The organism is Pseudarthrobacter sp. NCCP-2145 (assembly GCF_023708005.1).
Lineage (GTDB): Bacteria > Actinomycetota > Actinomycetes > Actinomycetales > Micrococcaceae > Arthrobacter > Arthrobacter oxydans.
This window is the reverse complement of the sequence record NZ_BRCG01000018.1, coordinates 44228-56871: the sequence shown is the minus strand read 5'-3', so window position 1 is coordinate 56871 and position 12644 is coordinate 44228. Positions and strand designations below refer to the sequence as shown.

The window sequence follows — 12644 nt, the reverse complement described above, 5'->3', positions numbered from 1 at the left end:
CCTAACCCGAAGCCTTTCCGGCGGCTGGGGAGCTCATGTCCGGGCTCCCCAGCGGTCCAACCCCGCGCTGATCTTCCGGGGACTTACACCCCGGGCAGCGTGCCGTGCACAAATGCCTGGATGGCCAGGACAGCAGCACCACGGCACCAATCGACATTGTTCTTGGTTCCGAGAACGATAGGAGGCGTCGAGGCGCGCGGGTCGCGGTCCCTGGCAATGCCTTCCCTTATGGCGTCAGCGACAATGGAGGCGAGCCGGACGCCTTCACCGGCGATGATGATCCGCTGCGGAAGCGTCAGGTTACACACGGCGGCGATGAGCCGGCCAAGTCCCCGCCCTGCGTCCTCTGTCACACGTCTGGCCGCGGGGTCACCGGCTTCCGCCAGGTCCAGAGCCTGCTCATAGTCCACTGGGCGTCCCAATGCATCGGAGACATGGCGCGCGATGGAATCTGAGTTAAGCACACTGGTGGCGCAGCCGCGGTGACCGGCGAAGCACAGCGGTCCCGCTGGATCCAGCGGCCAATGTCCCACTAATCCAATCCCGTAGTCCTGGCCGGTAACGATTGCACCATTAGCCACCAGCCCGAATCCGGTGCCGGCTCCCAACGTGATGACGGCGAACCTGTCATCGTCACGGCCCTCGCCGAACCAGTGCTCATACTCGGTGAAGGCAACAAGGTCATTGTCGACGAGCGTCGGGATTCCGGTCGCCTCACCTACAAGCTTGGCCAAAGGCACGCCACTCCAGCCAAGGAACGTCGCATCCACTACGTACTCACGATTCCGAATAAGTCCGCCGATACCAATACCGATGCCGTTGATCGGCGCGTCTGCACCCAGTTCCCCAGCTAGTTGGGCAATTTGCCGAACCACCGCTTCCGGTGTCCTATCGCCGATACTCACTGATTCTTGATGCTGGATCTCTCCCCGCAGATTGGTTCGGGCCGCGATGATCTCGTGCTCGCGGAGCTTCATGCCCACAAAGTGCTTCGAATCGATGTCTACGTCCAACAGCCGTGTAGGCCGGCCGACGCGGCCATCGTTGTGCTCACCAACCTCCCGGAGCAGACCGCCCTCCAGCAGTGGGGCACTCAGCCGGGTCAACGACCCAGGCGAAAGCTGAAGCCGACGGGCTATCGCCGCCCGGGAAATGGGACCTCTTCGGAGAACTTCGATAGCCACAGGCAGGGAAGCATTCGTCGGAGCGACCGACCACGTTGAGGGGCTCTTCACCCCTCCATCATGGCATGCGCAGATACTTTTGTCACAAAAGATATTTCTCGTTATGCACTTGCCAAAAGTGATGTTTAGCACTTTGAATAGTTCCGCATCAGAATAAACTGCAGCCCCTAGACGGGCTTCCTCAGACCAACGGAGCTCACCGATGTTCAACCACAACAAACTCTCGCGGCGGGCCTTCACGGCCCTGGCAACAACTGCGGCCGCCGCACTCGCCCTGTCCGCATGTTCTGCACCGCAAGCCGCGCCCGAGGCAAAAACCCTCAAGGTTTGGTGGTGGGAAAACGACGACAGCGCACTGGCCACTGGCTGGAACCGGGCCATCGAAATCTTCAAGGAAAAGCACCCTGACGTGGAGGTGCAGTTCGAGCTCAAAACCTACGAACAGATGCAGCAGTCCGGCCAGCTCCTGCTGGACTCCAACGACGCACCGGACGTCCTGGAGTACCTGAAGGGCAACGCCACGGCCGGGGTGGTCTCGCAGGCCGGACTCCTGACTGACTTGACGGACGTGGCTAAGGAACGCGGCTGGGATCTGGACAGCTCGGCCCAGGATGTGGGCCTGTACGAGGATGGTGTGATGGGTTCGGGCCAGCGGTATGGCCTCACCAACTACGGCGAATACGTTTCGGTCTGGTACAACAAGGACCTCTTCGCCCAGCAGAACCTGCAGGTCCCCACCTCGCTCCAGGAACTGGAACAGGCGATGGACAAGTTCACCGGTGCAGGCATCACTCCGCTGGCCCTCGGTTCCCAGGACTACCCCGGAACCCACCTGCTGTACGAACTGGCACTGGCCAACATGGATAAGGACGCCTGGTCCGCCTACCAGAAGTTCGAAAGCGACGTGGATTGGACTGCCTGGGAAAAGGCTGCCCGGACTGTGCAGGACTGGACGCAGAAGGGCTTCATCAGTAAGGACTCCACCGGTATCGCAGCCCAGGACGCCGGCAACGCCTTCGTGGCCGGACAGTACCCGATCTTTGTCTCCGGAACCTGGTGGGCCGGCAGCTTCGCGGATGAAATCAAGGACTTCGAATTCGACCAGTTCCTCTTCCCGTCAACGGACCTGCACCCGGGCTCCGGCGGCAACCTGTGGGTCGTGCCCGAGAAGGCACGCAACAAGGAACTCGCCTATGACTTCATGGAAATCACCATGAGCCCGGAGATCCAGAACCTCCTGGGCAACGAAGGCGCCGTCCCCGTAGCCGCAGATGAGTCCGCCATCACCACCCCCATCGGCAAGCTCACCACGCCGCGGTTCAACGAACTGCTCAACAGCAATGACGCCGGCCTTGGCTGGTACCCCGACTGGCCCGTGGCCGGACTCAACGACGTCCTGGTGGCCCAGACCAGCGACCTGGTCCAGGGCAACGTAACCCCTGAAAAGGCCGTCGAAAACATCAAGGCAGCATACGAACAGGGCAAACCCAGCAAGTAGCCGGCACCAACACGTGTGGCGGCGCACCGGACGGGTGCGCCGCCACATCCCAAAGGACACGTCATGACCGCAGTTACCCCTGCCCCACCGGCCACCGCCACCCGAAAAATCCAGCGCACGACAAGAACCCCGAAACGATCTGCACGGGAGAGCTCGCGCGGCTATTGGATCTACCTCATTCCCGGTGCCGTCGGTTTCTTGGCCGTTGTGGCCGTTCCGTTCGGAATGAACCTCTACTACAGCCTCACCAGCTGGCGCGGCGTCGGGACCCCAAAATTCGTCGGCCTGGACAACTACGTCCGGCTCATGGCCGATCCCGCGTTCTGGGCATCCTTCCTGCACAGCACCGCATTCATCCTGGCCATGGCGGTCATTCCCACCGCCCTGGGCGTCTTCCTGGCTGCCGTCCTCTTCGACTACATCGCTCCCAAGTTCGGCTCCCGCGCAGCCAGCATCCTCCGAGCCACCTTTTACCTCCCGCAGATCCTCCCCATCGTGGTCGCCGGCGTCCTGTGGAAATGGCTCTACCAGCCCCAGTACGGAATCATCAACACGGTCCTGGACGGGCTGGGCCTTAGCTGGCTGCAACAGAACTGGCTCGGCGACTCGGACACCGCAATGCTCGCCGTCATGAATGTTCTGATCTGGCTGCAGATCGGCTACACCGTCGTGGTCTTCATGGCAGGGCTTTCCCGCGTTGACCCCGCCCTCTACGAAGCCGCCGAGATCGACGGTGCCGGCTGGTTCCAGCGCTTCTGGAGCATCACAATCCCGCAGCTGCGCCCGGAGATCGCCGTCGTCCTGATCACCACCTCCGTGGCAGCGCTGAAGGTCTTCGCCCCGATCTACGTCCTCACCAAGGGCGGACCCGGGACCAGCACCATCGTCCCGGCCTACTTCTCGTACTCAAACTTCTTCACCACCACACAGGTGGGCTACGGCGCCGCCGTCGCCTCACTCCTGGCGCTGCTCGTCACCATCATCGCGATCGTCCTGCTGCGCTACCAGACCCGCAACGCCGAGGGATTCGAAAAGTGACCACCACAGCCCCCGCCCCTGAAACAGACCGACCAACGCGCGAACCGCGGCAAAAGCCGGAGCGCACCAACAGGAGCGCCAGGTCCCGGCGCGGCATCAGCGGCTGGACCATCCTGATCCTCCTGGCCGGGGCAGCTGCCCTGATGATTTTTCCGTTCTGGCTGGCCCTCATCAACGCATTCAAACCCTCCGCGGAGTACATCGCCGACGGCCCGATCGGAATTCCCACCGAGCTCGACTTCACAGCGATCATCGACTTCTGGATCGGAGTGAACTTCAACCAGAAACTGCTTAACAGCGTCATCCTCTCCGGCAGCGTTGCCCTGATCGCAGCCACGCTGAGCCTGCTCAGCGCCTTCGCCATCGGCATCGGCCGGATTAAGGGCAGGGTATGGATCCTGGCTGTCTTTATGCTTGCCTTCACCATCCCGCAGGAAGCCCTGGTCTACCCGCTCTTCGTCCTCTCCCGGGAACTTAACCTCTATGACTCCCTGCTCGGCGTGACCATTATCCTGGCCGTCCTGCAGAGCGCGTTCGGCACCTACATGCTCGCCTCAGTGCTCGGATCCTTCCCCATGGAAGTCCTCGAGGCAGCACGGCTGGACGGGGCAAGCCGCTTCCAGATCCTCCGGCTCATCGTCCTGCCCCTCACCCGCCCAACCCTGGCCGTGCTGGTCACCTTCTTCTTCATCTGGACCTGGAACGACTTCTTCCTCCCACTGGTCCTGCTGCCATCTGCCTCCAACCAGACCGTCTCCGTGTCCCTGGGCGCCCTCAGCGGCCAGTACACCAGCGACCCCACCGCACTGGCCGCGGCATCCATGGCCGGCATCCTGCCCGCCCTGATCTTCTTCCTTCTCTTCCAGCGCACCCTCATGCGCGGCGTAAACATCGGAGCCATCAAGTGACCACCCTCCAGCCCGTCCTCCGGCACTCCAGCCTCCGCCCCAGCGATGAATGGTGGAAAGCCGCCGTCGTCTACCAGGTCTATCCACGCAGCTTCGCCGACTCCAACGGCGACGGCGTCGGCGACATCCGCGGCATCATCAACCGCCTGGACCACCTGGAAGACCTTGGCATCGACGTCGTCTGGCTCTCCCCCGTCTACGCCTCACCCCAGGACGACAACGGCTACGACATCAGCGACTACTACGCCGTGGACCCCACCTTCGGGACCCTGCAGGACCTCGACGAACTCATCGCCGCCCTTCATGCCCGCGGCATGAAGCTGGTCATGGACCTCGTGGTCAACCACACCTCCGACGAGCACGCCTGGTTCCAGGAATCCCGAACCAGCAGAACCAGCGCCAAACGCGACTGGTACATCTGGCGCGACCCCAAGGAAGGCGCCGAACCAAACAACTGGGGCTCCTTCTTCTCCGGCTCCGCCTGGGAACTGGACCAACCCAGCGGGCAGTACTTCCTCCACCTGTTTTCCCGGAAACAGCCGGACCTGAACTGGGACCACCCGGAAGTCCGCGCTGCCATCTACCAGATGATGAATTGGTGGCTGGACCGCGGCATCGATGGTTTCCGAATGGACGTCATCAGCTTCATCTCCAAGCACCCCGCCCTCCCCGACGGCCCAGTGGAGGACGGCGGAACCTGGGGCAACGGCATCCCGTTCTACGGGTCGGGGCCGCGGGTCCATGAATATCTCCAGGAGATGCACCGCGAAGTCTTCGGACATCGGGAGGCTGACCTGATGACCGTGGGCGAAATGGTGGACGCCACCCCGGAGCTCGCCCGGCTCTATACCGACCAGGACCGTCGGGAGCTGGACATGGTGTTCCAGTTCGAGCACGTGGGCCTGGATCACGGTACGGGGGGCAAGTTCACCCGGAAGCCCCTGGACCTGGTGGCCGTGAAGCACTCCTTCGCCCGGTGGCAGGAAGCCTTGGCGGACGTCGGCTGGAACAGCCTGTACTGGAACAACCATGACCAGCCTCGTGCCGTCTCCCGCTTCGGCAATGACACCGGCTACTGGTACGAATCCGCAACGGCCCTTGCGACGGTGCTGCACCTGATGCGCGGCACGCCCTACATCTACCAGGGCGAAGAGCTGGGCATGACCAACATGCCCTTTTCCAGCATCGACGACTTCCGCGACCTGGAAAGCCTGAACTACTACCGCGAAGCCCTCGCCGGCAGCGACGGCAGCGAGGCCGCCGAACTCCTTGCCGGCATCGCCGTGGGCGGACGCGACAACGCCCGGACACCCGTGCAGTGGGACGCCACACCGAACGCCGGCTTCACGACCGGCGAGCCCTGGATCCCGGTGAACCCCAACCACACCTGGCTCAACGCCGCGACCCAGAGGACCGACCCCGGTTCCGTCTTCGCCTGGTACCGCTCCCTGGTCCGGCTCCGGCACGAAGAGGCTGTCCTGATCGACGGGCGCTTCACCCTCCTGTACCCGGAGGACCCGCAGCTGTTCGCCTACACGCGCACCAACGAAACCACCAGCCTGCTGGTCCTGGCGAACTGCTCAACCAAGCCAATGGCACTGAACATTCAGCTGGCCCGTGAGCTGGCCACGGAGTGGGCGCCAGCGGAAGTGGTCCTGCATAACCACCCCGGCCAACCCTGGGACCGCCAGGAATTGCAGCCCTGGGAGGTGGCAGTCCTCCGCCGCCTCCTATGAGGCCCTTCCAGTACCAGTCCATCCGACGAAAGGAACCATTATGCCCGGAACAGGGCTGGGCCGATTGGCCAAACGCATGACAGCGGCCGCCGCCGTCTTCCTTATCAGCAGTGGCGCCGTCCTCCCGGCGCAGGCAGCCACGACAGCGGGGCACACCCCCTCTACGGCGCCTGCTGCGCCTACCGACAAACACGCCATTACCACTGCGGACAACGGCAACCTTCACACCTGGTGGCATGACAACGCCGTTTTCAACACCACCGGCCCAACTGGCAACGACGAAGTGCGGCGGTCCTCCTTCTACGACCTGCAGGTGGCCCAGGAGAACCAGCCGGACAAGGCTTATGACGCCTTCACTTACATGAGCATCCCCCGCAGCGGCAAGGACAAGATCGGCTACACCAAGGAAGACGGCGCCGAATTCTCCTCCCAGGCCGGCCTTACCATGAGCTGGTCCAGCTTCGAATATGCCAAAGACGTCTGGGTGGACGTAAGCCTCCGCACCGGCCAGACCATCACCTCAGCGGACCAGGTGCAGATCCGCCCCAGCAGCTACAACTTCGAAAAGCAGCTCGTTGACGCGGACACCGTCAAAATCAAAGTGCCCTACTCCGATGCCGGCTACCGGTTCTCAGTGGAATTCGAGCCACAGTTGTATACGGCCTACAACGACATGTCCGGGGACAGCGGCAAGCTGACCACCGAAGCCGAGGGCAACCGCGCCATCCACACCGAACCCCGCAATTCAATGATGATCTTCGCGGAACCTAAACTCCGCGGAGAGCAAAAGGAACGATTGGTTCCCACAGAGGAGTCGGGCAGCATCCATTACCCTGCCGAAGGTGAGGTGACCAACCTCAATGCCGTTACCGAGGAAATCATCTACTTCAAGCCCGGCACCTACAGCATGGGATCGGACTACCACGCGGTCCTGCCGCCCAACGTCAAGTGGGTCTACCTGGCACCGGGCGCTTACGTAAAGGGAGCCTTCCGGTTCCTCCATGACAACCAGAGCCAGTACAAGGTCACCGGCTACGGTGTCCTCTCCGGCGAGCAGTACGTGTACGAGGCAGACACCAATAACAACTACAACCACCTCAGCGGAGCGTCCAACTGCCACTCGTCGTGCGTGAAGATGCTGCAGTTCGCTTCCGCCGATGCCGAGCAGAAGCTGGACCTTCAGGGCGTTACTGTCGCCGAGCCCCCGTACCACTCCTTTGTGGTCTACGGAAACGAGCAGACCTTCCACATGAACGTTGAGAACTACAAGCAGGTGGGCAGCTGGTACTGGCAGACCGACGGCATCGAACTGTACAAGGGCAGCACCATGAAGAACACCTTCTTCAACGCGAACGACGACGTGCTGAAGATGTACCACAGCGACGTCACCATCGATAACACCGTGATTTGGAAGAACGAGAACGGACCCGTGATCCAGTGGGGCTGGACGCCCCGGAACATCGACAACGTGAACGTCACCAACACCACGGTCATCCACAACCGGATGTACTGGAAGGACGTCAAGTACAACACCTGCATCCTGAACTCCTCGTCGCACTGGGAAGACATGGGTTCCACCACCAAGGCGGATCCCAACACCACCGTGAAGAACATGCGCTTCGAGAACATCACGGTGGAGGGCATGACCAACTGTGCCATCCGCGTCTATGCCCTCTCCGATACCGAGAACATCCACGTGAAAAACCTCAACATCGACGCTTGGAACGGGCTGGACTGGACCTCACAGGTCAGCCACCTCAAGCGCTACACCAACCCTGCCGGCGAAAAAGTCACAATCGGAAACGAGATTCCTGACGGCAACGGACTAGCCCTGGAGAACTACTCCGTGGGCGGCGAAGTGATCGAAAAAACCGCCGACAACTGGGCCGACCACCAGCTGGGCCGCATCGGCTTCGACGGCGAAAACTGGAACAGCTGGAACGCCTGGCGGACCACCCCGTAGCAGCGGCGGAACATGGACCGATCCTAAAACTCTGCGAACCCAAGGAAGTGGGCAGCGCCAAAACGAGCCGCTGCCCACTTCCGGCACACAACGAACATGCATCAGCCGCCGCACTCCCACGCGTTTCGGTCTTTGCCCGGAGAGGGTGTGCATCCAAACGAATGAGCTCCCTATGGACACGCAGGGCACACCACCGGGCCAGTCGCCCCACCCTTGCATTGGCTCGCATGCAAAGGCTCCCCCTAGCAGCGGCTACTTACCCGCCTAGGTCCTATAAGTTCGCCCGTATCCAACGTCCTAGTTCATCCCCCGAGGAGGGCACATGTCTCACCTTGTTCACAACCCCCGCAGCGATGAGGACAGCTCCATCACAGCCACAGAACGACTCCCACTGTCCCTTGAAGTCACGACGGACAACGACCCGCTAAGCCGGGACAACAAGCTCAGCGAAGCGGTCGACCTGCTAATACCTGCCGCGTTCGAACGCAGACACGGCATACTCGTCACCCAACGCGGCTGGGGCAGGTACACCATCCAGGTTGATCCTGGCGTGCCGTGCGGCACTATCCACGAAAAGCGCTGCTGAACTGCGCCCTTTGGGCACATAACTACACCAAAAGGGTCGGGGGCCGATCACTTCCCGCCGCCATGCCGACCCCTGTCTTGAACGGAAGCTCAATGGACGAGATGTTGCAACAGAATCCTCCACTGATCGGCATCGACATCGGTGGAACCGGAATCAAAGGAGGCATCGTCGACCCCAAAAGCGGCATTCTTTTAAGTGAAACGATCCGTGTACCCACCCCTCAGCCCGCAACCCCGGAAGCTGTTACCGCGGCAGTGGCAGTGGTGGTCGCCGAGCTTTCGACATCTCCCCAGGCACCAGAAGCCCGTTCCCCGGTAGGCGTCACTTTCCCCGGCATCATCCAGCACGGCGTAGTCCACTCGGCTGCCAATGTGGACAAGAGTTGGCTCCATACCGATATCGATTCGCTCCTGACCGCCCAGCTGAGCCGACCCGTAAAGGTCATCAACGACGCCGATGCCGCCGGCCTGGCCGAAGCACGCTACGGCGCCGGCAAGGGCGTGACGGGCAGCGTGCTGGTGATCACCCTGGGCACCGGAATCGGCTCAGCCTTCATCTTTGACGGCAAACTCGTCCCGAACGCCGAACTTGGCCACCTGGAAATCGACGGCTTCGACGCCGAGACCCAATCGTCCGCTGTGGCTCGGGAACGGAACGGACTGTCCTGGGCTGAATACAGCGTGCTGCTGCAGCGTTACTTCTCACATGTGGAGTTCCTATTCTCCCCGGAGCTATTCATCGTCGGCGGCGGCATCTCCATGCGTGCCGACGAGTACCTTCCCAGGCTCAAGCTGCGCACCCCCATCGTCCCCGCGGTCCTCCGGAATGAAGCAGGCATCGTGGGTGCCACCATCGACATTGGGCTGAAGCTCAACTTCGCCGTATTGCGGGCAAGTTAGGAATTGCAGCATTGGGCACTTACTCGCGCTATGTCAGCCTCTCGCACGCCCAGTTACGGCTCCTGGAGTTAAGCCCTCAAGTATGCGAATGATGCAGGAGAGTCGCCGTCTTTGGGGTGAAGCGCAGATAGTGTCATCCAGACGTACACCCCAACCTGACACAGACGGCCTTGTTGGGCCCCAGAAATAAGGGAATTCAATCCGAGTCCACTGAGAGGCTGGGTTCCACCGCCGCCCACACCCAGGGACAATTCTCATGGGTTTCCACCGCTACTGCTGCTCCGGGAGCTAATCCAGGGGCTCCCAATATTCAATTCAGCCGTGGATAACCCAAATTGACCCCAACTGTGGACGGAACAAAGTCATCAGCGCAGCTTGTCCGAGCCTCGCCGGGTTGACGGAATATCCATTATCGGCTCTTGAAGGGGACGAGTAGAAGTAGATGAGAGAACTCGTCTCAGACTGCTCATGCGTGTTTTCGCGAATCGCTGCACTTCAGGCTCAGCGAGCGGGCCGGAGCTTTTTCGTGTTCCGATCCTTGTGGAGTTGCGTCCGAAAATGAATGGGGCGCAGTCCTAGACTTTAGGTATGCACCCCTTAGTGGCGATCGGCCTGGTGTTCCTTACAGGGCTTGCTTGGATGGTCACCATCCTGACCTTGTTGATTGTTCTGACCAAAGCCCGGCGCCGGCCTCCTTCTGCAGTCGGGAGCGCAGTCCACGCTGAGGCCCAAACGACTGATGGCGAGGCAGCGTAGAGGATGTGCCGCCGTTCGACTAGGGCTGCCTAATTTAGAAGCGATGGCAGCTAGCGTGTGGCTGTTGCTAACGCGGGATAAGCAGCATCACCATGGATCATGGTGACAACCGGGCAGGTCCCGTGGGAACAGACGCATGCCCAGTGGTACATCTCGGCCATGCCATGACGGCTAGAACACTTCTTCAGGCGACATTAGATCGGTGGCTTCTCCCTTGTGGAACAGCTTGGGAGGCAGTGAGTAGGCGGTGCCCCTGCATCGACACAGCCGAGAGGATGAGTTCACCGTCGTAATCGCATGCCGGACCGGGGGCCCTGTCCGGAAGCCGCGCGGGCAGGGGCACACTTTACGAACCTGCCCAGGTGCTTGAGATCATTTCCCCGCCGGGTTCGAGCACTATTTTCAGTAGATCGGATCCCTGTTGCAGAATGGCGCACCTGACCTTGGGAACGTTGCCCTGGTGGCCAAGAAATATGGATTAGAGCTGGACTTTGAGTCTCTTCCCCATCTGCTGAAAAGGTATGGCCTGGTCGGTTCTTCGGAAAACGACGGGCCGTCTACCTAGAGCCCCGCAATCTTCGGTCCATTCGCTGGTTGGCCTTAGTTCTTGAGGTACCGACCAAAGAATTCTTCGATACGTTGCCAGCCTTCAGGCGCCGCCTCAGGGCTAGGCCCTATACCCATGACCCGCATCAGCGGCTTCAAGAATGCGGGGCCCAGATCCTGGTCATTGAGGAAGGCATGTCCGGCCCCGGGGAACTCCTTCACGTCGTGCTCGACGCCGAGACGGTCCAGTGTCTTTTCCAGTTTGGCCGCGGCACCCTTCAGCATCCGGTCTTCGGCCCCATAGTTGGCAACGATCGGGCAGGCATCTTGCAAAGCACTCTCCAGATCCCTGGGCAGCTGGCCGTAATTGACGGACGCTGCGTCATAGCCGTCATTGGCCAGCAACAGCGCGAAGCCCCCTCCCATGCAAAATCCAATGACACCTGTCCTGCCGTTGCTCTGCGGCGAGGCAACGATCCATGCCCTGGCAACGTCAATGTCGGTGAAGGCTCTGCCGCTCCCCCGGGCCATGCTTCGTATCGTCGCGGCAAGACACCGACGAGCCCCTCCGCTGGCGAACAAATCCAACGCAAAGGTGAGATACCCGGCGCGCGCGAGCCTGTCAGCGTGCCCTCGGGTCATGTCGTTCAGCCCAAAGATCTCGTGGATCATCAGGACAGCAGGAAACGGGCCTGCACCGGCGGGGGTAGCAAGGTATCCACGAAGGCCGGGAGAACCGCCTGCCGCGGTGCTTTCAGCACTGAGGTCAATGTAGGTCATGAATGAGATCACCGCTTCCTCGATGAGATGCCCCTTGATTCCGATCCTCATCAGGCGATTAAGATAGGTGCTTGCCCGACAAATCCGCTAGGGGCAACTAGCCCCATTCTTAGGGGAGCACTACCCAGGAAGCGTGAAGAAGCTCTTCGGGTCCCTGGCGATCATCTCTTTACCTCCACTCAGGGTCAAAGGCTCAGGCGCATGCGTTCGATGCCTGGTCGCGGCCCCGAGGGGTTGCCTGTCCTCACGGGAGCGGCGCTCAGTGGAAATTGAACAACGGCCCGGCGACGACCAGACCGAGATCATCCCCGAGCCCGGCGAATACCGCGAACATCACCAGCGCGGCGCCGGCCAGCGCCATATCCTTCATAAACTGGCTTTGCTCGACGGCTTGCATCTGAGCGTCGTTTTCTTTCCAGAAGGGATGCATCAGAACGGCCGTCGGCACCAGGAATATTACGAGAAGCAGTGCGCCGAGGTCCTGCCAGATGCCCAGGAGAATCATCAACGCACCTAGGATGATCTGCACTCCCGTGGCGGGCACTAGCAGTCGGGCCAAGGGAACGCCCTTGCCAGTGGCATAAGCGGTCATCATCTGCCGCCGCGCAAGATGTGCGTAGCCAGAGGTGAGAAATATGGCGGAGAATAGGATACGACCAATGAGGACAAGGACGTCCATAGTGATTTCCTTCGAGATGCCCTTACTATTAGTAATTACTAATAGTAAGTCGATTCGGTGGCTATGGAAAG

At 61.0% G+C, this 12644-nt stretch carries 10 protein-coding genes; 7 read left to right on the top strand and 3 right to left on the bottom strand.

All coding sequences use genetic code 11. The features are described 5' to 3' along the window. Positions 1-83 precede the first annotated feature (83 nt). The gene (locus tag NFU08_RS15500) at positions 84-1013 is read right to left on the bottom strand and encodes an ROK family protein (protein ID WP_219994802.1); all 930 of its coding nucleotides are present in this window, start codon (positions 1011-1013) and stop codon (positions 84-86) included. 373 nt (positions 1014-1386) lie between these two features. On the opposite strand from NFU08_RS15500, the gene NFU08_RS15495 reads away from it, so the two are divergent. From NFU08_RS15495 to ppgK, 7 genes are all read left to right on the top strand, one after another. Then, positions 1387-2682 (top strand): ABC transporter substrate-binding protein, encoded by a 1296-nt coding sequence (locus NFU08_RS15495; protein ID WP_251424522.1) that lies wholly within the window; start codon positions 1387-1389, stop codon positions 2680-2682. A 63-nt stretch (positions 2683-2745) separates the two neighbouring features. Beyond that, on the top strand, positions 2746-3720 hold the full coding sequence (locus tag NFU08_RS15490) for a carbohydrate ABC transporter permease (protein ID WP_141001168.1): 975 nt from the start codon (positions 2746-2748) through the stop codon (positions 3718-3720). Further along, positions 3717-4628 carry a carbohydrate ABC transporter permease gene (locus NFU08_RS15485; protein ID WP_219994803.1) on the top strand — a complete coding sequence of 304 codons (912 nt, stop codon included), beginning with the start codon at positions 3717-3719 and terminating at the stop codon, positions 4626-4628. The genes NFU08_RS15490 and NFU08_RS15485 overlap by 4 nt, the downstream gene beginning before the upstream one ends. Continuing rightward, positions 4625-6364 (top strand): alpha-glucosidase, encoded by a 1740-nt coding sequence (locus NFU08_RS15480; protein ID WP_251424520.1) that lies wholly within the window; start codon positions 4625-4627, stop codon positions 6362-6364. The genes NFU08_RS15485 and NFU08_RS15480 overlap by 4 nt, the downstream gene beginning before the upstream one ends. A 40-nt stretch (positions 6365-6404) precedes the next feature. Next, positions 6405-8327: a family 49 glycosyl hydrolase gene (locus tag NFU08_RS15475; protein WP_246084659.1), complete on the top strand. Its 1923-nt coding sequence runs from the start codon at positions 6405-6407 to the stop codon at positions 8325-8327. Between the two features lie 322 nt (positions 8328-8649). Then, positions 8650-8913 carry a hypothetical protein gene (locus NFU08_RS15470; RefSeq protein ID WP_246256537.1) on the top strand — a complete coding sequence of 88 codons (264 nt, stop codon included), beginning with the start codon at positions 8650-8652 and terminating at the stop codon, positions 8911-8913. Positions 8914-9005: 92 nt separating this feature from the next. Beyond that, positions 9006-9812 carry a polyphosphate--glucose phosphotransferase gene (gene ppgK / locus NFU08_RS15465; RefSeq protein ID WP_174182042.1) on the top strand — a complete coding sequence of 269 codons (807 nt, stop codon included), beginning with the start codon at positions 9006-9008 and terminating at the stop codon, positions 9810-9812. A gap of 1356 nt (positions 9813-11168) precedes the next feature. On the opposite strand, the gene NFU08_RS15460 is transcribed toward ppgK, so the two are convergent. Then, positions 11169-11894: a dienelactone hydrolase family protein gene (locus tag NFU08_RS15460; protein WP_104443622.1), complete on the bottom strand. Its 726-nt coding sequence runs from the start codon at positions 11892-11894 to the stop codon at positions 11169-11171. A 259-nt stretch (positions 11895-12153) separates the two neighbouring features. After that, positions 12154-12573: a DoxX family protein gene (locus NFU08_RS15455; protein ID WP_059279687.1), complete on the bottom strand. Its 420-nt coding sequence runs from the start codon at positions 12571-12573 to the stop codon at positions 12154-12156. Positions 12574-12644: the final 71 nt, after the last annotated feature.

Excerpts from the sequence above, each read along its gene's own strand:
- NFU08_RS15495 (WP_251424522.1), top strand. The coding sequence starts at position 1,387 with ATGTTCAACCACAACAAACTCTCGCGGCGGGCCTTCACGGCCCTGGCA.
- NFU08_RS15490 (WP_141001168.1), top strand. The coding sequence starts at position 2,746 with ATGACCGCAGTTACCCCTGCCCCACCGGCCACCGCCACCCGAAAAATC.
- NFU08_RS15475 (WP_246084659.1), top strand. The coding sequence starts at position 6,405 with ATGCCCGGAACAGGGCTGGGCCGATTGGCCAAACGCATGACAGCGGCC.
- NFU08_RS15470 (WP_246256537.1), top strand. The coding sequence starts at position 8,650 with ATGTCTCACCTTGTTCACAACCCCCGCAGCGATGAGGACAGCTCCATC.
- ppgK (WP_174182042.1), top strand. The coding sequence starts at position 9,006 with ATGGACGAGATGTTGCAACAGAATCCTCCACTGATCGGCATCGACATC.
- NFU08_RS15460 (WP_104443622.1), bottom strand. The coding sequence starts at position 11,894 with ATGACCTACATTGACCTCAGTGCTGAAAGCACCGCGGCAGGCGGTTCT.
- NFU08_RS15455 (WP_059279687.1), bottom strand. The coding sequence starts at position 12,573 with ATGGACGTCCTTGTCCTCATTGGTCGTATCCTATTCTCCGCCATATTT.